The sequence below is a fragment of the Shimia litoralis genome (assembly GCF_005518135.1).
In the GTDB taxonomy this organism is placed as follows: domain Bacteria; phylum Pseudomonadota; class Alphaproteobacteria; order Rhodobacterales; family Rhodobacteraceae; genus Shimia_E; species Shimia_E litoralis.
The window spans coordinates 108,060-127,953 of sequence record NZ_SULI01000002.1; the positions used below are offsets into that span (position 1 = coordinate 108,060).

22 protein-coding genes and 1 other RNA gene are annotated in these 19,894 nt (G+C 54.3%); 14 read left to right on the forward strand and 9 right to left on the reverse strand.

The annotated features are described in order from the left end of the window. Window positions 1-100 precede the first annotated feature (100 nt). Window positions 101-637: a GNAT family N-acetyltransferase gene (locus tag FAP39_RS02510; RefSeq protein WP_138014804.1), complete on the forward strand. Its 537-nt coding sequence runs from the start codon at window positions 101-103 to the stop codon at window positions 635-637. A gap of 25 nt (window positions 638-662) precedes the next feature. On the opposite strand, the gene FAP39_RS02515 is transcribed toward FAP39_RS02510, so the two are convergent. Continuing rightward, window positions 663-992: an ArsR/SmtB family transcription factor gene (locus FAP39_RS02515; protein WP_138014805.1), complete on the reverse strand. Its 330-nt coding sequence runs from the start codon at window positions 990-992 to the stop codon at window positions 663-665. A gap of 230 nt (window positions 993-1,222) precedes the next feature. Here FAP39_RS02515 and FAP39_RS02520 point away from each other — a divergent pair, with 230 nt between their 5' ends. The 5 genes from FAP39_RS02520 to FAP39_RS02540 all read left to right on the forward strand — a co-directional run bounded on the left by FAP39_RS02520 (window position 1,223) and on the right by FAP39_RS02540 (window position 3,791). Beyond that, entirely contained in the window at window positions 1,223-1,564 is a 342-nt protein-coding gene (locus FAP39_RS02520; RefSeq protein ID WP_138014806.1) for an AtpZ/AtpI family protein, read from the forward strand. A 55-nt stretch (window positions 1,565-1,619) separates the two neighbouring features. Continuing rightward, entirely contained in the window at window positions 1,620-2,327 is a 708-nt protein-coding gene (locus FAP39_RS02525) for a F0F1 ATP synthase subunit A (protein ID WP_138014988.1), read from the forward strand. A 52-nt stretch (window positions 2,328-2,379) separates the two neighbouring features. Further along, complete coding sequence (locus tag FAP39_RS02530) at window positions 2,380-2,604, forward strand: F0F1 ATP synthase subunit C (protein WP_138014807.1); 225 nt, start codon at window positions 2,380-2,382, stop codon at window positions 2,602-2,604. Window positions 2,605-2,686: 82 nt separating this feature from the next. Then, window positions 2,687-3,229: a F0F1 ATP synthase subunit B' gene (locus FAP39_RS02535; protein ID WP_138014808.1), complete on the forward strand. Its 543-nt coding sequence runs from the start codon at window positions 2,687-2,689 to the stop codon at window positions 3,227-3,229. A 4-nt stretch (window positions 3,230-3,233) separates the two neighbouring features. Beyond that, entirely contained in the window at window positions 3,234-3,791 is a 558-nt protein-coding gene (locus FAP39_RS02540) for a F0F1 ATP synthase subunit B (RefSeq protein ID WP_138014809.1), read from the forward strand. Window positions 3,792-3,892: 101 nt separating this feature from the next. Here the strand turns inward: FAP39_RS02540 and FAP39_RS02545 are convergent, their stop codons facing one another. Next, the gene (locus FAP39_RS02545) at window positions 3,893-4,531 is read right to left on the reverse strand and encodes a ribonuclease T2 family protein (RefSeq protein ID WP_138014810.1); all 639 of its coding nucleotides are present in this window, start codon (window positions 4,529-4,531) and stop codon (window positions 3,893-3,895) included. A 130-nt stretch (window positions 4,532-4,661) separates the two neighbouring features. Between FAP39_RS02545 and FAP39_RS02550 the strand changes: the two genes are divergently transcribed. Beyond that, window positions 4,662-5,420: a DUF1013 domain-containing protein gene (locus FAP39_RS02550; RefSeq protein WP_138014811.1), complete on the forward strand. Its 759-nt coding sequence runs from the start codon at window positions 4,662-4,664 to the stop codon at window positions 5,418-5,420. Window positions 5,421-5,573: 153 nt separating this feature from the next. Here the strand turns inward: FAP39_RS02550 and recR are convergent, their stop codons facing one another. The 3 genes from recR to FAP39_RS02565 all read right to left on the reverse strand — a co-directional run bounded on the left by recR (window position 5,574) and on the right by FAP39_RS02565 (window position 8,512). Then, entirely contained in the window at window positions 5,574-6,167 is a 594-nt protein-coding gene (gene recR, locus FAP39_RS02555) for a recombination mediator RecR (protein ID WP_138014812.1), read from the reverse strand. 73 nt (window positions 6,168-6,240) lie between these two features. Beyond that, entirely contained in the window at window positions 6,241-6,585 is a 345-nt protein-coding gene (locus FAP39_RS02560; RefSeq protein WP_138014813.1) for a YbaB/EbfC family nucleoid-associated protein, read from the reverse strand. A gap of 139 nt (window positions 6,586-6,724) precedes the next feature. Next, a complete protein-coding gene (locus FAP39_RS02565; protein ID WP_138014814.1) occupies window positions 6,725-8,512 on the reverse strand; it encodes a DNA polymerase III subunit gamma/tau in 1,788 nt (595 codons plus the stop codon). Between the two features lie 264 nt (window positions 8,513-8,776). Between FAP39_RS02565 and ypfJ the strand changes: the two genes are divergently transcribed. Together ypfJ and FAP39_RS02575 are read left to right on the forward strand one after the other, a co-directional pair. After that, window positions 8,777-9,610, forward strand: coding sequence for a KPN_02809 family neutral zinc metallopeptidase (gene ypfJ / locus FAP39_RS02570; protein WP_138014815.1), 834 nt, complete (start codon window positions 8,777-8,779; stop codon window positions 9,608-9,610). Then, window positions 9,607-10,110 carry a phosphatase domain-containing putative toxin gene (locus FAP39_RS02575; RefSeq protein WP_138014816.1) on the forward strand — a complete coding sequence of 168 codons (504 nt, stop codon included), beginning with the start codon at window positions 9,607-9,609 and terminating at the stop codon, window positions 10,108-10,110. The genes ypfJ and FAP39_RS02575 overlap by 4 nt, the downstream gene beginning before the upstream one ends. Window positions 10,111-10,140: 30 nt before the next feature. On the opposite strand, the gene rsgA is transcribed toward FAP39_RS02575, so the two are convergent. The 3 genes from rsgA to FAP39_RS02590 form a co-directional block, all read right to left on the reverse strand. Then, window positions 10,141-11,169, reverse strand: coding sequence for a ribosome small subunit-dependent GTPase A (gene rsgA, locus FAP39_RS02580; RefSeq protein ID WP_138014817.1), 1,029 nt, complete (start codon window positions 11,167-11,169; stop codon window positions 10,141-10,143). A 181-nt stretch (window positions 11,170-11,350) separates the two neighbouring features. After that, an RNA gene (ffs, locus tag FAP39_RS02585) (signal recognition particle sRNA small type) lies at window positions 11,351-11,449 on the reverse strand. Between the two features lie 55 nt (window positions 11,450-11,504). Continuing rightward, window positions 11,505-13,397: a bifunctional 2',3'-cyclic-nucleotide 2'-phosphodiesterase/3'-nucleotidase gene (locus FAP39_RS02590; RefSeq protein WP_171006767.1), complete on the reverse strand. Its 1,893-nt coding sequence runs from the start codon at window positions 13,395-13,397 to the stop codon at window positions 11,505-11,507. A 219-nt stretch (window positions 13,398-13,616) separates the two neighbouring features. Here FAP39_RS02590 and nudC point away from each other — a divergent pair, with 219 nt between their 5' ends. Both nudC and FAP39_RS02600 read left to right on the forward strand, forming a co-directional pair. Further along, entirely contained in the window at window positions 13,617-14,585 is a 969-nt protein-coding gene (nudC, locus tag FAP39_RS02595) for an NAD(+) diphosphatase (protein ID WP_138014819.1), read from the forward strand. Between the two features lie 39 nt (window positions 14,586-14,624). After that, entirely contained in the window at window positions 14,625-15,092 is a 468-nt protein-coding gene (locus tag FAP39_RS02600; RefSeq protein ID WP_138014820.1) for an SRPBCC family protein, read from the forward strand. 9 nt (window positions 15,093-15,101) lie between these two features. Here FAP39_RS02600 and FAP39_RS02605 read toward each other — a convergent pair whose 3' ends face one another. After that, complete coding sequence (locus FAP39_RS02605; protein ID WP_138014821.1) at window positions 15,102-15,938, reverse strand: prephenate dehydratase; 837 nt, start codon at window positions 15,936-15,938, stop codon at window positions 15,102-15,104. 118 nt (window positions 15,939-16,056) lie between these two features. Here FAP39_RS02605 and FAP39_RS02610 point away from each other — a divergent pair, with 118 nt between their 5' ends. The 3 genes from FAP39_RS02610 to FAP39_RS02620 all read left to right on the forward strand — a co-directional run bounded on the left by FAP39_RS02610 (window position 16,057) and on the right by FAP39_RS02620 (window position 19,892). Further along, window positions 16,057-16,584 (forward strand): c-type cytochrome, encoded by a 528-nt coding sequence (locus FAP39_RS02610; protein ID WP_138014822.1) that lies wholly within the window; start codon window positions 16,057-16,059, stop codon window positions 16,582-16,584. Window positions 16,585-16,843: 259 nt separating this feature from the next. Further along, entirely contained in the window at window positions 16,844-18,781 is a 1,938-nt protein-coding gene (locus FAP39_RS02615; protein WP_138014823.1) for an extracellular solute-binding protein, read from the forward strand. A 7-nt stretch (window positions 18,782-18,788) separates the two neighbouring features. Continuing rightward, a complete protein-coding gene (locus tag FAP39_RS02620) occupies window positions 18,789-19,892 on the forward strand; it encodes a microcin C ABC transporter permease YejB (protein ID WP_138014824.1) in 1,104 nt (367 codons plus the stop codon). The last annotated feature ends 2 nt before the right edge of the window (window positions 19,893-19,894 follow it).

Sequence of the window (19,894 nt, forward strand, 5' to 3'; positions counted from 1 at the left end):
TCTGCAGCGACCGAGTGGGCAATCTCTGGGCGGCACCAAAGCAATTCGGAATGTTGTGCATTGACGCAGACGATGGCGGCGCAGTCATAGGGGTACAGTGATGTCTGACACAGAGACGCAATGTGAAAGTTTGACCAATCAAGTACTGAAGGCACGGACACCTGAGCAGATCGAAGCGGTCAAGGTGTTGATCTGGGAGTTTTTTGACGTGCTGCGATTGCGCTATCCCGAGATGGTGGGCGAGATTGATGCATATGCTCACGATCAGGATGTCGTCGGGCAGCTCGAAAACTTTGATGACTTCTTTCAACCGCCCAATGGCGAGTGTTTTGTTGCCTATGCAGGCGCCGACCCGGCGGGGTTGGTTTTGCTCAAGCCAGAAGGCGAGCGTGCCGGCGAAATGAATCGCATGTATGTGCGTGATAGTGCGCGCGGTCTTGGGTTGGGCCGTAAACTTGGCGAGGCTCTGATCGAAGAAGCCCGAGCTCTCAATTATAAAACCGTCAGGTTGGATGCATTGCATCGACATGTCGAAGCCTTGCCGCTGTACGAAAGCTTGGGGTTTCGGCGGTATGAAGATGCAGGCGCGGTTGGCGGTACCGACGCGCGCTTTATCCACATGAAGCTGACGCTATAGATGCTTAGGACAGAGCGCGGCGTGGCTACTCTTGGTTGTCCAGTTCAGTTTCAAGAAAACGTTCGAAGGCATCCAGATTGACAGGTTCGAATTGTCCAAAGCTCTGCATCCAGACGCTTGCCGGGCGCAGCGCATCCGGCTCCAGCTTGCACCACTTTACGCGCCCGCGTTTCTCCTGAGAGATCAATCCGGCTTTGGTCAAAATCATCAGGTGTTTGGAAATTGCGGCCAGAGACATGTCAAAGGGTTCCGCCACATCGGTGACGGCCATGTCATCCTCAAGCAGCATTGACAATATCGCGCGGCGTGTCGGGTCGGCCAAAGCAGCAAAGGCGGTATCAAGCGGGTCAGTCATAACACTCATAAACCGATAAGGCATTTGATCGTCAACCATTTGGTTGAATATAGAGAAATGGCCCATTTGGCATTTCGCGGCCTGCGGCGGATTCGACGCGAGTCGTGAATTCAAGAATTTATACATATAAAACAAAAGATTATGGGGTCTTCATTGTGGCGGTCAACGCGGTTGACTCAGAGCGTGCTGCACCGTAGCAATGCGCCAACGTCCTAATGATGGAATTGAGAGTGACCGATCCCGACCAGAAAGAGCGCCTTGCGCAACTGGAGGCGAAGATCGAGGCGGCCAAATTGGCCCAGGCACCCAAGCCACGTGTGGACGAGCACTATTCGGCGGCCAATCTGGCGTGGCGCATGGTGATAGAGATGGTAGCCGGTCTTGGGATCGGCTTTGGCATCGGATACGGGTTGGATCTCTTGTTGGGAACCCTGCCCATATTTATGGTGCTGTTTACAATGTTGGGTCTCGCGGCCGGTATCAAGACGATGCTGCGCAGCGCCAAGGAGATCCAAGAGGAACAATTGGCCGAACAGGCCAAGACAGACGAGAGGGACCAAGATCGTGTCTAGCGAAGCGACAGCTGCAGGTCACGCCGAAGAAGCAGGCGGCCTAGTATTCCACCCAATGGATCAGTTCATTGTGAAACCCTTGTTTGGTGGTGACACAATCGAATGGTACACGGTTACGAATGTGACCTTGTGGATGGGCCTGTCCATTCTGGCCATCATCGGCCTTATGGTCTTGGGTACACGTCGCCGTGCGATCGTTCCAAGCCGTTCGCAGTCGATTGGTGAACTGGCCTATGGCTTTGTTTACAAAATGGTCGAAGATGTGGCTGGCAAAGACGCAATCAAGTTTTTCCCATACATCATGACGCTGTTCATGTTCATCGTAAGCGCCAACTTCCTTGGCCTTCTGCCGATGAGCTTTGCAACAACTTCCCACTTTGCGGTGACCGTTGTTCTGGCGCTGGCCGTGTTCCTGACCGTGACGATCGTTGGTTTCGTCAAGAACGGTGTTGGCTTCTTGGGTCTGTTCTGGGTCTCTAGCGCACCTTTGGCGCTCCGCCCAATTCTCGCTTTGATCGAAATCATCAGCTATTTCGTGCGCCCCGTAAGCCACAGCATTCGTCTGGCAGGCAACATTATGGCGGGCCACGCGGTTCTTAAAGTGTTCGCGGGCTTTGCAGCCATCGCAGTCGTCAGCCCGCTGTCGGTTGTCGCGATCACCGCAATGTACGGCCTTGAGGTCCTTGTGGCCTTTATCCAAGCCTACGTATTTACCATTCTGACTTGTGTGTATCTGAAAGATGCTCTGCATCCGTCGCACTAAGGTCTGAAACTGAACTCTATCTATTAACTTCCAATCGTAAGGAGATACACTCATGGAAGGTCAATTGGCACATATCGGCGCAGGTCTCGCAGCAATCGGTTCCGGCGCAGCCGCTATCGGTGTTGGTAACGTTGCAGGCAACTACCTCTCCGGCGCTCTGCGCAACCCATCAGCAGCCGCGTCGCAAACTGCGACACTTTTCATCGGCATCGCGTTTGCAGAAGCACTGGGCATTTTCTCGTTCCTCGTTGCTCTGCTGCTGATGTTCGCAGTCTAATCCTACGGAACCATCCTTACGTGCGGGTGTGGGCGCAATAGTGCCCCACCCGTAATCCTACGGAAGTTCCCAGGAGGACGACATGGCGACTCAAACGCACGAAGCCGCAGGCCACGCCGCAGAGGCTGCATCTGCGCCCGGCATGCCGCAGCTCGACTTCTCGAACTGGGGCAACCAGATTTTCTGGCTTTTGGTCACGCTTGTCGTGATCTACTTCGTCCTGTCGCGCATCGCGCTACCGCGCATTGCTGCGGTTCTGGCCGAGCGTCAGGGGACAATTACGAATGATATCGCTGCAGCTGAAGAGCTGAAGGCGAAAGCTGGTGAAGCAGAGCAGGCCTATAACAAGGCTCTCGCAGATGCACGTGCTCAGGCACAAGGCATCGTTGCTGAAGCCAAAGCAGAGATTCAAGCTGAGCTTGATGTTGCAACCGCAAAAGCGGATGCCGAGATTGCTGCCAAAGCAGCCGAGTCGGAAAAGGCAATTGCCGAAGTCCGCGCCGGTGCCGTGGAAGCCGTTAAGGTTGTTGCAGCAGATGCCGCAGCCGAGATCGTTGCAGCCATGGGTAGCACTGCAGATGAGAAATCTGTGACTGCTGCTATCGAAGCACGGATGAAAGGGTAAGACTATGCGTAAACTAGCACTGTTCATCGCTCTGACCGCCGCCAGCCCCGCATTCGCGGCAAGCGGCCCGTTCTTCTCGCTGCACAACACGAACTTTATTGTTCTGATGGCCTTTATCTTGTTCATCGCCGTTCTGGTGAAGTTCAAGGTCCCGGGCATGCTGGGTGGTATGCTGGATCAGCGCGCCGAAGGTATTCAATCCGAGCTGGACGAAGCCCGTTCCTTGCGGGAAGAAGCCCAGACAGTTCTTGCATCTTTCGAGCGAAAGCAGAAAGAAGTTCAGGAACAGGCTGATCGGATCGTCGAGCACGCCAAGGCCGAAGCTGCAACCGCAGCTGAACTGGCTAAGGAAGAGTTGAAGATTTCGATTGCACGCCGTTTGGCAGCCGCAGAAGAGCAGATTGCTTCTGCTCAAGCGTCTGCTGTCAAAGAAGTTCGCGATCAAGCCATTGTCGTCGCCGTTGGCGCCGCCAGTGACATGATCACCAAACAGATGACTGCCGCTCAAGGCAACAAGCTGATTGATGAAGCGATCACGGATGTTGATAGCAAGCTGCACTAAGCTTAGAAATCAAGACACGTTTAGAAAAACCCGGCCGAATAGGTCGGGTTTTTTGTTTTGAAATGGTGAGTATTCGCAAGCACGTATGTTGAGGTATTGGCTTATCGCACCGGATCGAACAGCGCGTCTTTGAGAGTGCAATCGCGTATGGTGTCGCGTCCGCAGGGCACCGGGTTCAGGTCTTTGGACAGGCAAATACGTGCTTCTTGAATATAGCCATCCATGCAAGTGATCGTGAGCATGTCGGGTTCAAGCTGGGGGTTGGCCTTGAGAAAGGCCTCTTCGACGACTGACGCAGGGAGCTTGATGCTGTCTGTGAGATTGCGAAAAACCTCTGGCCGCGTGATGCTTTCATAGGCTTTACGTGACAGGGCGTAATAGTCCTCCCCCGACAGTCCGGAGCATTTTCCGTGCTTTTTCCATTGATACCAAGCAAGGCCGGATGTGCCCATGATGTCGGTCATCGAGTCAGTCAGGGATCGCGGCGGGTTACGCTTGGATGTGGAGCAGTGAGACGGCCAGCCCCGATGGTATTGTGGCCAAAGCCCATGCATGATCCAGCCAAAGTCATGCTCTGGCCGGCATTGCGGAGACCCTTTTTGGTCCCCCGTGACGGCACACCAATTCGGTGACCAACTTAGGGAAAGCACATAGTAGTCGAACTCTCCTGCCTTGCTCCCATCTGCATAAACAGGGGCTGACATGAGGGTCGCAATTGCGAGGGATTTCAGAAACCGCATTCACTCTTTCCTTATCTGACAAAAGTTACTATATAGGCCCCAAGTTCCCCGACAACGGAAACCCGCACCGAGAGCCGGTGCCGCCTGCTAGGTCAGGCATCGGGGAAGATATGTGTAAAGGAGACCGATGATGGCAAAACCGATTATGGCCAAGGCAACCGCTGTTTGGCTCGTGGACAACACCACGCTCAGCTTCAAGCAGATCGCGGATTTCGTCGGGATGCACGAACTTGAAATTCAAGGCATCGCTGATGGCGATGTCGCGACGGGCGTCAAAGGATTTGACCCGATCGCAAACAACCAGCTGACTCAAGAAGAAATTGATGCCGCGCAGAAAAGCCCTCTGCACAAGCTCAAGCTGAAATTCAACGCGGCTGCTGTTGGCGAAGAAAAACGCCGTGGCCCGCGGTACACGCCATTGTCAAAACGTCAGGATCGCCCTGCGTCCATTCTGTGGTTGGTGAAATTCCACCCCGAATTGTCTGATGGTCAAGTTGGTAAACTGGTCGGTACAACCAAGCCAACCATTCAGGCCATCCGTGAGCGGACGCATTGGAACATTGCCAACATTCAACCGATTGATCCGGTTGCTTTGGGGCTTTGCAAGCAGTCCGAGCTTGATTTGGCTGTACAAAAGGCTGCGGCCAAGAAAGCGGCTGAAGGTGGCGTCATGAGCGATGACGAGCGTCGTAAGCTGGTGTCGACCGAGCAGTCATTGGGTATGGAAGCTGAACCCAAGATTCCGTCAGCGATCGAAGGTCTTGAGACCTTCTCGTTGAACGAAACGCCGGATGATGAAGAAGACGATCTGAACAAAGGCGACTTTTCTGACGCAGATAGCTTCTTTAACCTGCCAGGCGGCGAGGATAGCTCTGACGAGCAACCCTGATATTTACGGGTATTGAAACGCATGAGGCCGCCCCTTGGGGCGGCCTTTTTGCATACGCAGATGTCCACAATAATGTTCGGTGAGATCGGAATTAGAGCGGCGGGTGACCCCGAGCGCATTTGGTCGGGCCGCTACGCCCGCCGCGCAGAGACATCATACTGTTTTGCGCGCGTTAAGGGCCGCCGAAATCGTGCCTTCGTCCAGATAGTCAAGTTCACCACCGATGGGGACGCCTTGAGCAAGAGTCGATAGTTTCACACGTGATTCAAGGTGATCCGCGATGTAATGCGCAGTGGTTTGCCCGTCGACCGTGGCATTCAGAGCAAGAATGACTTCGGTAATGTCTTCGGTTGTGATCCGATCCGTGAGCTTGGGGATAGATAGCTCGTCAGGACCGACACCATCCAGTGCAGACAGCGTCCCGCCGAGGACGTGATAGCGGCCTTTGAAGGCACCTGAGCGTTCCATCGCCCAAAGGTCAGAGACATCCTCTACAACACAGAGTTCCCCTGTGGCACGCTCGTTGCTGGTGCAGATATCACAGACGTCCGAGGTGCCGATATTGCCACAGTTCAAGCACTCGCGGGCTGTGGCCGCCACGGTCTGAAGCGTATCGGCGAGAGGGGTCAGTAGCAAAGCGCGTTTCCGGACCAAATGCAGGACCGCACGGCGCGCAGATCGTGGACCAAGACCAGGTAGCTTGGCCATGATGTCAATCAGATCATCGATATCTTTGCTGCTGCTCATCTCCGGTATCCTGTGGGAACGGTTGAGGTATAAGTGCCTCCCCGAGGGAAGAGGCACTTAAGGGGTCGGTGTCTTAGAACGGCATCTTGAAATCTGCTGGCAGGCCCAGACCTTCGGTGATTGATGACATTTCTTGTTGGGCACGCTCGCTGGCTTTGGATTGTGCGTCTTTGATGGCGGCAAGAATAAGGTCTTCGACGACTTCTTTGTCATCACCATTGAAAATTGACGGATCGATATCCAGCCCTTTCAGCTCGCCTTTGGCTGTCGCGGTGGCTTTCACCAATCCCGCACCGCTTTCACCGGTGACCATGATGCTGTGCAGGTCTTCTTGCATCTGGGTCATTTTGGTTTGCATTTCCTGCGCTTGCTTCATCATTTTGGCCATATCGCCAAGTTGACCCAAACCTTTGATCATTTGTCTCTCCATAAGGAATGCTGTGGTTATGCATCTAGATACGGGGGCAGAGCCAACCATACAAGAGCAGAGCCAGTTTCCCTTGCCGTTCCGGCATGCCATCAGGAAAATTTGTAGATCCAGCGCGACAGGTGCGGACTTAATCTTCCTCGAAAGGATCCCACTCGTCTTCGACTTCTGGAAGAGCTTCGGCCTGTGCTTCTGCGGCGAGAGCTTGTGCCGTCTTGATTTCGGAAATCTTTGCTTTGGGAAATGCTTGGATCACGGCTTGGACCAAAGGATGTTCCATTGCCTGCGCGCGAAGAGCTGTATCTGCTGCATTGCGCTTCTCGACGATGGTTTCGGTGCCGCCTTCACTGACAACGGTGATCGCCCAGCGGTTTCCTGTCCACGCCTGAAGCTGTGATCCGAGCCGCTGTGCCAAGTCGGACGGAGCTTTGGCTGTTGGCACAAACTCAATCCGGCCCGGGCGATAGCTGACCAATCTGAGGTCACCTTCGACATCCATCAAAAGCTTGCCGTCCCGGTTGGTTCGGATCAATTCAATCACATGGTCAAACGTCGGGTATCTTGCCAACGCATGTTCTTGCGCATCTGCCAAGGCCACCACAGAGCCACCAGACGATGATGCGGTTGTCGGTGAGGCCCCCATTGCAGAGGATCCCGAAGCATAGCCGCCCTGTGCCGATTGCGAAACGACGCCGCCCTGTGTCGACCCGTCTGGTCGTGGGGCGCCGCCACCGGTTGGCGTTGGGGGCGGTGGGGTATCTTGCAGCTTGCGAATAAGTTCTTCCGGACTCGGAAGTTCGGCGACATGTGTCAGCCGGATCACGGCCATCTCAGCAGCCATCATGGCGTTTGGTGCGGCGGCGACCTCGTCAAGCGCCTTGAGCAGCATTTGCCACATACGGGTCATGACGCGCATTGGCAGTTTGTCGGCCATGGCGATGCCGCGTGCGCGTTCATCAGGGGACACTGTGGGATCATCCGCAGAATCCGGCGTAATCTTGACCACACTGACCCAATGGGTGATTTCGGCCAAGTCGCGCAGCACGGCCATTGGATCGGCGCCATCTGCATATTGAGCAGACAGTTCATTCAATGCCGCCCCCGCGTCACCGCGCATGATCATGTCGTACAGGTCCAGAACCCGCCCCCGGTCGGCCAGCCCCAGCATGGCGCGCACCTGATCTGCGGTGGTCTCTCCTGCGCCGTGGCTAATCGCTTGGTCCAGCAACGAAGTTGCGTCGCGCGCCGAGCCTTCGGCAGCGCGCGTGATCAGGGCGAGGGCCTCGTCCGTGATGTCAGCAGCTTCTGCCGTCGCGATTTTACGCAACAGGGCGATTTGGGTTTCGGGCTCGATCCGGCGCAAGTCAAAACGCTGACACCGCGACAACACAGTCACGGGAACCTTGCGAATCTCGGTTGTGGCAAAAATGAACTTTACGTGCGCGGGGGGTTCCTCGAGCGTTTTAAGCAGCGCGTTGAATGCGCTGGTCGACAGCATGTGAACTTCGTCGATGATATAGATTTTATACCGCGCCGATGCAGCACGATAATGCACGGAATCGATGATTTCGCGAATGTCATTCACACCAGTGCGCGAAGCGGCATCCATTTCCATGACGTCCACATGGCGGCCTTCCATGATCGCCACACAGTGCTCGCATTCGCCGCACGGGTTCGTTGTCGGGCCACCTTGACCGTCAGGCCCGATACAATTCATGCCTTTGGCAATAATGCGTGCGGTTGTGGTTTTCCCCGTGCCGCGGATACCGGTCATGACAAACGCTTGGGCAATGCGGTCTGCCTCAAACGCGTTCTTGAGGGTGCGCACCATGGCGTCCTGACCGACAAGATCAACAAACGTCTCTGGGCGGTATTTGCGCGCAAGAACCTGATACGTGGCTTCTGGGGTGTCGGACATGGGGCGCTTTCGAGATTGCAGAACATACACAGCCTAATGTTGCAGGCGCGCAAGGTCCACAGAATTGGCAGATATTGAGGGCACAAATTTCTGCACAGCAAGCCGCGCGTAGGTGTCGGGCGTTTGGTATAGCGCAAATTTATTGGTGGGTTTCAGAGCGCTTTGCGGAAAACAGGTATTCTTCTGTGAGGAATGTACGGGTTTTCCCCCTGTCGTGTGCATTGACCGCTGGTATGATGCGTCAGAAATGAACAGGAGAGCAGAATGCGCTTAAAAGGGGTTCGCCATAGCCGGAACGTCGAAGATCGGCGAAATACGCGCGGTCGCAGTGCAGGTATCGGCGGAGTGGGAGTGTTGATCGTGTTGGCAATCGGGTACTTTGCAGGCATTGATGTCACACCGTTGTTGGATGATGTGGCGCACCCACAGCCACAAACCAATACCCCGCTGAGTGCAGAAGAGCGCAAAGCCGGAGAGTTTAGCGCGGCCGTTCTGGGCACGACCGAAGAGGTCTGGAGTACGGTTTTTGCCGAACAACTGGGTCGACAATATACGCCGCCCGTTTTGGTGCTGTTTTCCGGCGTGACCCAAAGCCCCTGCGGCGGAGCAAATGGCGCAACTGGTCCGTTTTATTGTCCAGCTGATCGCAAGGCCTATCTGGATACACAATTCTTTGCCACCCTCTCGCAGCAGCTTGGTGCGCGGGGGGATTTTGCGGCGGCGTATGTGATTGCCCACGAAGTCGCGCACCATGTCCAAAATGAACTGGGCATCTTGGGGCAGGTTCATCAGGCGCGGCAACAGGCAAGCACGCGCGAAGCAAATGCGTTGACGGTGCGGTTGGAGCTTCAGGCAGATTGTTTTTCCGGCGTTTCGGCGCGTGCCGTGGATGGGCTGCTTGATGCGGGGGATATCGACGAGGCCCTGAATGCAGCGCGCAAAATCGGGGATGACCATTTGCAAAAGCGCGCAGGCCGTGTGCCGCAACCGCATACATTTACGCATGGGACATCGAAACAGCGCGCGAGCTGGTTCGCACGAGGATATGACACTGGGGCGCTTCAATCTTGTGACACATTTGCCGCCAAGCGCTTATGACCTTTCACATCTCTGAAATTCAGGTGGGCGTTGGAATGTTGGGGATTTGCCCGATTCCCGGTCGGTTTGGAACGTATCATGCGGATATGACGGTGGTGCGTGACTGGTCCGCGCAACTTGTTCTAAGCCTGACCGAAACCAAAGAATTTTCAACTGCTGGAGCGCAAGGATTTCAGGCTGATCTTGCTGCCGCAGGCATCTTGTACAGGCACATTCCTATAGAGGATTTTGCGACCCCTTCTGCACAGGCCTTAGGGGACTGGTCAGACATCTCACACCAAGTTGTGACAGTGCTGCATGCGGGGGGGCATGTCTTGGTCCACTGCTTTGGTGGCTGTGGGCGATCAGGAATGATAGCGCTTAGGATGATGGTGGCACTGGGAGAAGACCCGCAGACCGCCTTTCGTCGCTTGCGTGCGGCCAGGCCATGCGCTGTGGAAACTGTTGCCCAGTTATCGTGGGCAACAGAAGGTGTATTGTCAGATTTTGATGCCTGCTAAGGTGCTCAGGCACGGTATCGCGACCGCGTGTCAGTAACCTTTGCGGCCTTTTTTGATACGTTTGACTTCGCGCACCATTTTACCAAAAGACTTGTCTCGTGCCCTGAACTGCGATGTCGACTCGCCTTCGCGGCCTTCGTCACGCAACAGTTTTCGCCAGCGTTCGACGCGTTCCGGCGCAAGTGTGCCCGCTTCGCAGGCCGCGCGCACTGCACATCCCGGCTCTGACTCGTGCCTGCAATTGTTGAACTTGCACTGCGCGGCGAGATCTTGCAGGTCCGAGAACACGGTTTCCAAGCCGTCTTCGGGTTCGGTCAACCGTAACGAGCGTATGCCGGGGGTGTCCACCAGAAGTCCGCCGTTTGTCATCACCCGCAAGGTCCGAGCCGTGGTTGTGTGGCGTCCCTTGGCATCATCCTCTCGGATGCTTTGCGTGGCCTCGGTGCCTGCGGTCAAACCATTCATCAAGGTGGTTTTCCCGACACCGGACGACCCCAGCAAGACGCCAGTTTGCCCTTTGGGGCACCATTTTGCGACCTCTGCCAGATCGCTGGCATCGTGAGCGTTCACCGTTAAAACAACCAGATTAGGGGCGAGTTTTTCGGCGGTTTTACGAAACCTCTCGGGATCGTCACAACGGTCGGCCTTGGTTAGGATCACCACTGGATAGCACCGGGCACCTTGCGCCAGTGCCAGATAGCGTTCCAGTCGCGCGGCCTTGAAGTCTGCATTGCAAGAGCTGGTGATGAACATCACATCCACATTCGCGGCAATAAGCTGCAACCGTGTATCGCCAACACCTGCGCGCCGTGAAAGTTCTGTTCGGCGCTCTAACAATTGCTGAACGCGCAGCTCAGGGTCTGCAAGCACCCAATCGCCAACTGCAAAGCTGCCTGTGGGACCATGGGGCGTCACAAGTGAGACGGACCCTGTTTGACCCAACCCTAACAGGCGGTCGCGGTGGACTTCGATGATACGAAAAGGGGTGAGTGTGGAATGTGTATGGGGCTGATTGGAAAAGAACGGTGCCCAACCGAGATCATTTAGAGAAAGCGTCATTGCTCTGCCTATATTTGTCGTAAATACGCCAAAGCCACCGCGAATGCAGGCGGATTCGGTACGGGTTCAGGCAGGCAAAAGGGGTGAGACCCAGTTAGATACACGCTGCCCGAAGGGTCATTTCTACAATCATAAAGCCCTCCTCTGGGATTTCAGAGCGGTATTGCTCTGTGGCGTGGTTAGGTGAGAGGCTGGACATCGACCCAAGCGGGGCTCGTTGTGGCTGCTTCCTTCCGGATCTGACCAGGTTGGCGAGGCGCTTGCCCGCGCCAACCTCTCGAGTCACGATATAGTGCGGCTGTCCGGCGGATGCAAGCGCAGCGATGTCTTGGTGATCAGTTGCTTAAGTCGAGACGAAACCGCGTAAACCCATCTTGGGTTGGGCCCAATTCCTCAAGTCTCAAATGAGGTGCGGTATGCAACAAGGTCACGGCCTTGGGTGACGTATCAATTGTTACCGAAGCACCAGCAATCGGTACGAAACTCCAAATCGGGAGCGTATCCTTTGCATCGCTGTCTGTCTGACGAAGGAAATCGATCAGAATGTCGCGAATTTTGGTTTTGCTTTCGAGTATCACTTTTTCGGGCGACACATGTGGGAAATAGCCACCTCCGCCAGAGCGATAGTTGTTAACCGCCAGAATAACTGACTGTGTGGCGGACAGCGGTTCGCCGCGCCAAGATAACCCTTTGATACGTTGAGCCTCTGGCGCGATGACCTCTCCGGATGGGGCGTATCTCGCCGGTTGAGTGAGATCTATCTGATATGTCAGCCCAAGTATTGTGTCGCAGTTATATCCGGCAAAATGGTCGTTCCGGAGGGGTTGGTCTGCTTGATTGGGCGCAATCTGACAATATTGGCTGGCCGACATCTCAAGCCAGTCCGCGATCTCTGCGCCAGTCATCAAGAGGGCGCTAATGTCATTTGGAAAAAACTGTAAATCTGAAATGTGATACATCGCCACTTGGCCCGCAGGAATGTCGGTGTAGTGGGTGGGCCCGCCTCTGGCTCCGCATTTTTGTGGAGCCGTGGCAGATAATACCGGCAAGTGTGCGTAGTCAGAGTTCTCAAAATGCCTAGAGACAAAATCGAGCTGGGCTTGTGCAACAAATCTGACTGTTGGGTCTTCGGGCAGAAGGCCGAAATAGCTGTGTAAGGGGGCTCTTAATGTGCCGACGTGTTTGCGAATTTCCGAAAGGGCCCATTCGTGTGCAGGTGTCAGAATTGACAGAAAATCTGGGTCGGTTTCTGGCACCAAGTGTGGGGTGCCTTTGCACGCGCGACGGCTGGCGGGAATGGCAGTGGTCGTGTGCTCTACAAGTGCCCACCCTATGTCAGAGCGCTCGAGCGTCACATCAATCCTGCCGAGATGCGAGGCTGCAGATCCGGGCATCACAGTCGGCGTTCCGTGGATCGTACCAGCCGTTTGGTCTATGGCAGGATGTTCGGGTTGTGGTCCAGGGAACACGAGATGAGAATGCCCGAGGACCAGCGCGTCCAGCCCCTCAACTGCGGCCAATGGGATACCTGCGTGTTCCATGTTGGGGGACGGCGCGGCATTGCTCACACCTGTGTGCCCCAGACCGATCACAATATCTGCACCGTCTTTACGCAACTGGCTGACAGCTTTGGTGGCAGCGATGACAATGTCGTCCGAGGCAAGGTGCCCCTCGACCCGAGATCGATCCCAAAGCAGCACCTGGGGTGGCATCACACCAAACAACCCGATTTTAATGCGATGTGTGTTGCCCAACTGATCGACCATTGAACGCTCAAGGATCGTGCAATTTTCCCAGACACCCTTGGCCTCAGAGCTGATGCCGTGGATGTTGCTACAGATAATTGGAAACGACGCTTGTGACAGCACTGAGCCCAACAGGGGAATGGGCAGGTTGAACTCGTGGTTTCCCAAGGCCGCAGCGTCATATTGCAGATGGTTCATGGCCGTCACAGCCGGATTTTCGAGGCCGCGAGGGACAGTGTCAGTTTCGTACAAGTCCGTGATCGGTGTGCCTTGGAGAAAATCCCCGTTGTCCAAAAGCAGTGTGTTCTGAGTGGTTGCCCTGATTTCCTTTATCAAGGTTGCCAATTTGCTGAGGTTGGAACTGTTGTCCGGCTTATTGGTGAAATAGTCGAACGGAAGCAAATGTGCATGCACATCAGTTGTCGCCAGAATGCTTAGGGAAACCCGAGCGGGGCGAATACTCGCAGAATGAATGTCGGGCACGTGAATAGCCTAAGTTGCGGGTTACCAGATTGGTTGGCCTTCAGTATTCACACACCCGCACTATTTTCAGAAGACCATTTACAGCTATGAGTGGGTGTCATGTAACATGTTGAGTGTAAAGAAAATAATAATTCAATTTTCACTGATGATGATAAAGGTCCAGACATTCTTGCTCTTGATGTGCGCGCATGGCAAGTCTTGGATGATCAGGAGATAATAATGAGACACGCAGAAACCGTCACCTTTGGTGGGTCTGGATTAGACCGTGCAGCCGAGCTTCGTTCGGATGGTGATGCCTTGGCAGAACTCAAGGCGAACCCCACGAGTAGAAGTATTGTCTTGTGGCGCGGAAAACCATTGGTGTGCGGAGAGCGGCGTGATGTGTTGGTACGGCTTGAGATGGCGCACCCTCTTCTGAAACACGCCGTGGAAACACCGCTATTCTTGGGCCAAGAAGAGGCCGGGGCGATTTTTGCACATGATGTGTCTTCTTGGGAGCCAGAGACCGTCGACCAGGAGGCCTTGCAGAGCTTCTTTGACCAAAGTGAACAGCACCACGACACAGTGCCAGAAGATCACGTGTTTAGCGAATTGCGCGCAGTGATGTCAGGACTTAATGCGCGCGATGCGGAATTGGCAGCAACGGCGCGTGCCATTCAAAGCTGGCACAGATCACATCGGTTTTGCGCAATTTGTGGCCACGAAAGTGCACGCGCAATGGGTGGGTGGCAGCGTGATTGCCCATCTTGTGGGGGGCATCACTTTCCGCGCACGGATCCTGTGGTGATTATGTTGATTACTTCTGGCAACAAGGTGCTGATGGGGCGATCCCCTGGATGGCCGGACGGAATGTACTCTCTTCTGGCTGGATTTGTAGAACCCGGAGAAACACTTGAAGCGGCGGTGCGGCGCGAAGTGTTGGAAGAGGCCAATGTGCCTGTGGGCGAAGTTCGTTATTTGGCAAGCCAACCTTGGGCGTTTCCGTCCTCCTTGATGTTTGGCTGTCGCGGCGAAGCATTGGGTGAAGACATCAAAATCGATCCCGTTGAGATTGAAGATGCAATTTGGGTTGCGCGCGAAGAGATGATGCAAGCTTTTGCCGGACAGCATCCAAAGCTTAAACCTGCACGAAAAGGCGCTATTGCGCATTTCATTCTCCGCAACTGGCTTGCGGACCGACTGGATTAGAGCCTAAAACTGATATGAGCGTATGAAGGGGCAAAGTTTATGGAATTCAAATCCAAGCAAGATCTTGAGATCCCTCTAAATGATGTGTTTGATATGCTTTCTGATTTTGACCGCCACGAGCGGCTGGCCATGCGCCGTGGCGTAGACATCGCTCGAAAAGATAGCCCGCGCCAGGCGGGGCTTGGCACGGCATGGGATATCAGTTTTCTATTTCGCGGTAAGCAACGACATCTAGATTTAGAGGTCACGAATTTTGATGCGCCCCAAGGGCTTGGCCTCCAAGCCATTATGCAAGGGCTCGAATCCGCCATATCTGTTGAATTGGTGGCGCTGTCCCGAACCAAAACGCGCATGAATGTCGTTGCCGAAATGAAGCCGAAAACACTGTCGGCACGTCTGCTTGTACAGTCTTTCAAACTGGCGCGTGGCAACATCAACAAGCGCTTTAACAAGCGGCTTGCGGCGCAAGCGCGTGACATGGAAGTACGTTACACTCAAATGGCCTGATGGCTGGCTCTATTTGTGGCGCATTTTGACCGCAGGATACACACCCAGAATATTCAGTGAGTTGGTGAAATACTCCAACTCTTCTAGGGCGCGCTTTACGGGGGCGTCGTCTGGGTGCCCTTCAATATCCGCATAAAACCGGGTGGCCGTAAATGATCCGTCCACCATGTAGCTTTCCAGCTTGGTCATGTTGACGCCATTGGTCGCGAATCCCCCCATGCCTTTGTAAAGTGCCGCAGGAATGTTGCGCACTTCAAAGACAAATGTGGTCATCATGGTGCCGTCACCGCGCTGCGAATGATCGGGTTCGCGTGACATAATGACAAATCGTGTCGTGTTATGCCCGTGGTCTTCGATATCTTTGGCGAGCACATCCAGCCCATAGATATCTGCCGCAAGTTGCGAGGCCAGAACGCCTTCGGTGCGAAGACCGCTCTCTGCCAATTCGGCGGCGGCTCCGGCGCTATCCGCGGCCGCGATCCCCTGAATTCCGTTCATCTTAAGAAAGCTCGCTGACTGAGGGAGCAATACCAAATGCGCCCGAACCAACGAAATGTCGTCAACGCTCACACCGGGCAGAGCCAACAGGCTGATGCGCACACGGACAAAGGCTTCGTCGACAATATGAAGCCCGCTTTCTGGAAGCAGTCTGTGAATATCGGCGACGCGTCCGTATGTGGAATTTTCGATCGGCAGCATGGCAAGATCTGCCTCACCTGTGCGCACGGCCGAAATGACATCTTCGAACGTGTTGCAGGGCAGGGCTTCCATATCAGGTCTCGCTTCGTGGCAAGCTTGATGCGAATACGCTCCGGGCTCTCCTTGAAAGGCAATACGGTTGCTCATGTGCGTCTTTTCCATCCCTAAACCCGAAATTGGGCGTTTGGTCGCGGTAACTATACCTTGCCTTTGACAAGAGGAAGCGGATAGATACCCCGCAAACGCCACGAGACGGAAACGTAGCATGTTTGACACGATGACAATGACGAAAACCTTGGGTGCGCTTTGCGGGGCGCTATTGATACTGTTGCTGGGCGCATGGGCTGGCGACATTCTGTATCACACCGGACCAAGCGGCCACGGCGATCACGCGCAACAGGCGTATGTGATCGAAGTAGAAAGCGCTGATGATGCTGGCGCCGAAGAAGAAGTAGCTGGACCCACTTTGGAAGAATTGATCGCATCTGCTGATCTGGCCAAAGGTGCAAAGGTATATGGTAAGTGCAAATCTTGCCACAAGCTGGAAGATGGAGCCAATGCGACCGGACCGCACCTTTATGGTGTTGTAGACCGCGCTGTTGGGTCTGTTGATGGTTTCGGATACTCGGGCAAGCTTGTTGCTGTCGCCGACGTCTGGACCCCTGAAAACCTTGACGGGTTCCTCACCAAGCCAAAAGATTTTGCGCCGGGCACCAAGATGTCTTTCTCGGGTCTTAAGAAACCTGCGGATCGTGCGAACCTTATTGCCTATTTGGACAGCTTGACCAACTAAGCTGCACAACACTCAAGAATTGAATGGGCCGCTACTGTCGCAGTAGCGGCCTTTTTCATGCGCATGTTCAACGTGACATTCGTATGAGATTCGCCCACTTATTCGCAAAATCCGGAGTGTACCAGTGAGTGGCATGTCGCTGGAGAATGCGAATTCACATCTTGTTGAGCCATTCTCGACTTGAATGTGGGCAAGGAGGCACTTTAGCTTGAGCCAAACAGGAATGACCCAAAATCATCCGAATATCAGAGGAAGAGCCATGCCCCGCATCATTGCAAAAACAGCAGAGAGCCACTTGGCCCCGCTTTTAGGGAAGTGGTTGGTGGCTGGTGCCGCTGCTATTTCCATTTTGATGGCGGCCCAATCTGCCCGTGCCGAAGGCGACGGGATTATTCGGAGCCACGGGTATTCATACTTTGGGGATCTTACCTATCCGGCGGATTACACCCATTTCGGGTATGTGAACCCCGAAGCCCCCAAGGGCGGCGAAATCTCCATCTGGGCGCCCGGAACATTTGATTCGATGAACCCCTATGCGCGTAAGGGGCGCGCTGGGCGCTATAGCTGGATGATGTACGAAACATTGTTGGGCGAAGCACCTGCCGGTGGCGGTGGAATGCCGGCGGATGTGTACGGCGAGGCGTATGGTCTGTTGGCCGAACGTCTTGAGTACGACGAGGGCAAAACTTGGGTCACGTTCTTTATGCGCCCAGAGGCGCGGTTCTCTGATGGCACACCTGTTACCGCGCATGATGTGGTCTTTAGCCATAATTTGCTGATCGAGCAGGGGTTGCCGTCGTATGGGCAGGCCGTGAAGAAACGCGTTCTGAGCGCCGAAGCCCTGAATGATCACACAGTCAAATTCACCTTTGCCCAAGGGATGTCCCGACGCAGTTTGATTGACCAAGTCGGTGGGGTGCCGGTGTATTCCAAGGCGTGGTACGAGGAGACTGGCGCACGCCTTGATGAACCGCGGCTCGAGACATCACCGGGATCAGCCCCGTATATGATTGACAGCTATGATATCAATCGGCGGATCGTGTATAAACGCAACCCTGACTATTGGGGCTGGCATCTGCCCATCAACAAGGGCCGCCACAACTTTGATCGTATCCGGATTGAGTATTTCGCAGATGACTCGGCTGCATTCGAAGCATTCAAAGCTGGCGAGTATACCTTTCGCCAAGAGGGCAATTCCAAACAATGGGCCACGGGCTATGACTTTCCCGGAGTTCAAAAGGGCGATGTCGTCAAAAAAGAGCTGCCGGATGGCACCCCTCCCACGCCAACGGGCGTGGTGTTTAACCTTGGAAAAGAGGTTCTAAAAGACCGACGTGTCCGCGAGGCGGTGTCGCTGGCCTATAATTTTGAATGGACAAACGAGTCGCTCCAGTTCGGCCTGTTCAAACAACGCCATTCCTTTGTCCAAGGAAACCCCCTTGAGGCAAAGGGGCTGCCAGAGGGCAAAGAACGCGCCTTGCTGGAAAGCCTAGGGGATTTGGTGCCCGACGAAATTCTAAATGAGCCCGCGATTATGGCACATGCCTCAAGCCCCAAACGCGAAGTCGACCGCCGTAATTTGCGGAGGGCGATGGCATTGCTTGACGAGGCCGGATGGGCTGTGGGGGACGACGGGATGCGTCGCAACGCCAAGGGCGATACTCTCAAGCTTAACTTTCCGATGCCGTCTTCGGGGTCGGCCACAATGGGGGCATTCGTCGAGGTGTTTGTGCAAAACCTTCGCCGCATGGGGATAGATGCCACGCACGAAAAAATCGATCCTGCCCAATACACATTGCGTGAAAGAGACCGTGATTATGAGCTGGTGTTTGACCAATACGCGGCATTTTTGGACACAGGCACCGGATTACATCAGCGGTATGGGTCTAAAGAGGCGGCCATCAGTTTGTTCAACCCGGCCGGTTTAGCTAGCCCATTGGTCGACAAAATTATCGATATCTCTTTGGAAACCGAAACCCGCGAGGATCGCGATGTGGCGTTGATGGCGCTTGATCGTGTGCTGCGTTGGGAGCGCTTCATGATTCCGGTCTGGTATAATGACAGCACTTGGGTCGCTTACTATGACCAATACGAATATCCTGATCCACTGCCGCGGTATGCGTTAGGGCAGTTGGATTTCTGGTGGTTCAATGCGGACAAGGCGGCCGATTTAAAAGCGTCCGGCGCATTGAGGTAGTTCGCAGATGGGAGCCTATATTTTACGGCGGCTGTTGCTGATCATTCCGACCCTTTTGGGCATCATGATTATTAACTTTGCGCTTGTTCAGTTTGTGCCGGGCGGTCCAGTTGAACAGGTGATTGCGCAAATGCAGGGCCAAGGCGACGTCTTCGAAGGCTTTGCCGGCGGCGGTCAAGATGCGGGAAATATGCAGTCTGAGGACTTTGCAGGAGGCGCGAGCACCAGCAAATATGCCGGAGGCCAAGGATTGCCACCCGAGTTTATCGCGCAACTCGAAAAAGAGTTTGGTTTTGACAAACCCCCGCTAGAGCGGTTTTTCAATATGATGGGCAACTATATGCGTCTGGATTTCGGCGAAAGTTATTTTCGCAAAATCAGTGTGACCGAACTTGTCTTGGAAAAAATGCCAGTGTCGATCACGCTGGGTCTTTGGTCGACACTGATCGCATATATGGTGTCCATTCCATTGGGCATTCGCAAGGCAATGAAAGATGGATCGGCATTTGATACATGGACGTCGGGGATCATCATCGTTGCCTATGCCATACCTGGATTTTTGTTCGCAATCTTGTTGTTGGTGCTGTTTGCAGGTGGCTCGTACTGGAAGATCTTTCCACTCCGAGGGCTCACCTCTGACGGGTTTGATGACCTTAGCGCCATAGGCAAGATCTTGGATTATCTCTGGCACATCGCGTTACCTGTTTTTGCCTCGACAATTGCTGCATTCGCGACGTTGACCTTGTTGACCAAAAACAGCTTCCTTGATGAGATCAAGAAACACTATGTGATGACAGCGCGTGCCAAGGGTCTTAGTGAAAACAGTGTGCTGTATGGCCATGTGTTTCGAAATGCGATGTTGATTGTGATCGCTGGATTTCCTGCCGTGTTCATCGGTGTGTTTTTTGGGGGATCATTGATCATCGAAACGATTTTCTCGTTGGATGGGTTGGGACGACTCGGGTTCGAAGCTGCAGTTGCACGCGATTACCCTGTTATCTTTGGCACATTGTTTATCTTTGGCCTGATTGGTCTGGTGGTCGGGATATTGTCGGACCTGATGTATGTGTTGGTCGATCCTCGGATCGATTTCGAAAAGAGAGAGGGCTAAGT

What these genes read in the sequence shown, in the direction of transcription:
- FAP39_RS02510 (WP_138014804.1), top strand. Translation starts at nt 101, where the DNA reads ATGTCTGACACAGAGACGCAATGTGAAAGTTTGACCAATCAAGTACTG.
- FAP39_RS02515 (WP_138014805.1), bottom strand. Translation starts at nt 992, where the DNA reads ATGACTGACCCGCTTGATACCGCCTTTGCTGCTTTGGCCGACCCGACA.
- FAP39_RS02525 (WP_138014988.1), top strand. Translation starts at nt 1,620, where the DNA reads ATGGATCAGTTCATTGTGAAACCCTTGTTTGGTGGTGACACAATCGAA.
- FAP39_RS02530 (WP_138014807.1), top strand. Translation starts at nt 2,380, where the DNA reads ATGGAAGGTCAATTGGCACATATCGGCGCAGGTCTCGCAGCAATCGGT.
- FAP39_RS02535 (WP_138014808.1), top strand. Translation starts at nt 2,687, where the DNA reads ATGGCGACTCAAACGCACGAAGCCGCAGGCCACGCCGCAGAGGCTGCA.
- FAP39_RS02540 (WP_138014809.1), top strand. Translation starts at nt 3,234, where the DNA reads ATGCGTAAACTAGCACTGTTCATCGCTCTGACCGCCGCCAGCCCCGCA.
- FAP39_RS02545 (WP_138014810.1), bottom strand. Translation starts at nt 4,531, where the DNA reads ATGCGGTTTCTGAAATCCCTCGCAATTGCGACCCTCATGTCAGCCCCT.
- FAP39_RS02550 (WP_138014811.1), top strand. Translation starts at nt 4,662, where the DNA reads ATGGCAAAACCGATTATGGCCAAGGCAACCGCTGTTTGGCTCGTGGAC.
- recR (WP_138014812.1), bottom strand. Translation starts at nt 6,167, where the DNA reads ATGAGCAGCAGCAAAGATATCGATGATCTGATTGACATCATGGCCAAG.
- FAP39_RS02560 (WP_138014813.1), bottom strand. Translation starts at nt 6,585, where the DNA reads ATGATCAAAGGTTTGGGTCAACTTGGCGATATGGCCAAAATGATGAAG.
- FAP39_RS02565 (WP_138014814.1), bottom strand. Translation starts at nt 8,512, where the DNA reads ATGTCCGACACCCCAGAAGCCACGTATCAGGTTCTTGCGCGCAAATAC.
- ypfJ (WP_138014815.1), top strand. Translation starts at nt 8,777, where the DNA reads ATGCGCTTAAAAGGGGTTCGCCATAGCCGGAACGTCGAAGATCGGCGA.
- FAP39_RS02575 (WP_138014816.1), top strand. Translation starts at nt 9,607, where the DNA reads ATGACCTTTCACATCTCTGAAATTCAGGTGGGCGTTGGAATGTTGGGG.
- rsgA (WP_138014817.1), bottom strand. Translation starts at nt 11,169, where the DNA reads ATGACGCTTTCTCTAAATGATCTCGGTTGGGCACCGTTCTTTTCCAAT.
- nudC (WP_138014819.1), top strand. Translation starts at nt 13,617, where the DNA reads ATGAGACACGCAGAAACCGTCACCTTTGGTGGGTCTGGATTAGACCGT.
- FAP39_RS02600 (WP_138014820.1), top strand. Translation starts at nt 14,625, where the DNA reads ATGGAATTCAAATCCAAGCAAGATCTTGAGATCCCTCTAAATGATGTG.
- FAP39_RS02605 (WP_138014821.1), bottom strand. Translation starts at nt 15,938, where the DNA reads ATGAGCAACCGTATTGCCTTTCAAGGAGAGCCCGGAGCGTATTCGCAT.
- FAP39_RS02610 (WP_138014822.1), top strand. Translation starts at nt 16,057, where the DNA reads ATGTTTGACACGATGACAATGACGAAAACCTTGGGTGCGCTTTGCGGG.
- FAP39_RS02615 (WP_138014823.1), top strand. Translation starts at nt 16,844, where the DNA reads ATGCCCCGCATCATTGCAAAAACAGCAGAGAGCCACTTGGCCCCGCTT.
- FAP39_RS02620 (WP_138014824.1), top strand. Translation starts at nt 18,789, where the DNA reads ATGGGAGCCTATATTTTACGGCGGCTGTTGCTGATCATTCCGACCCTT.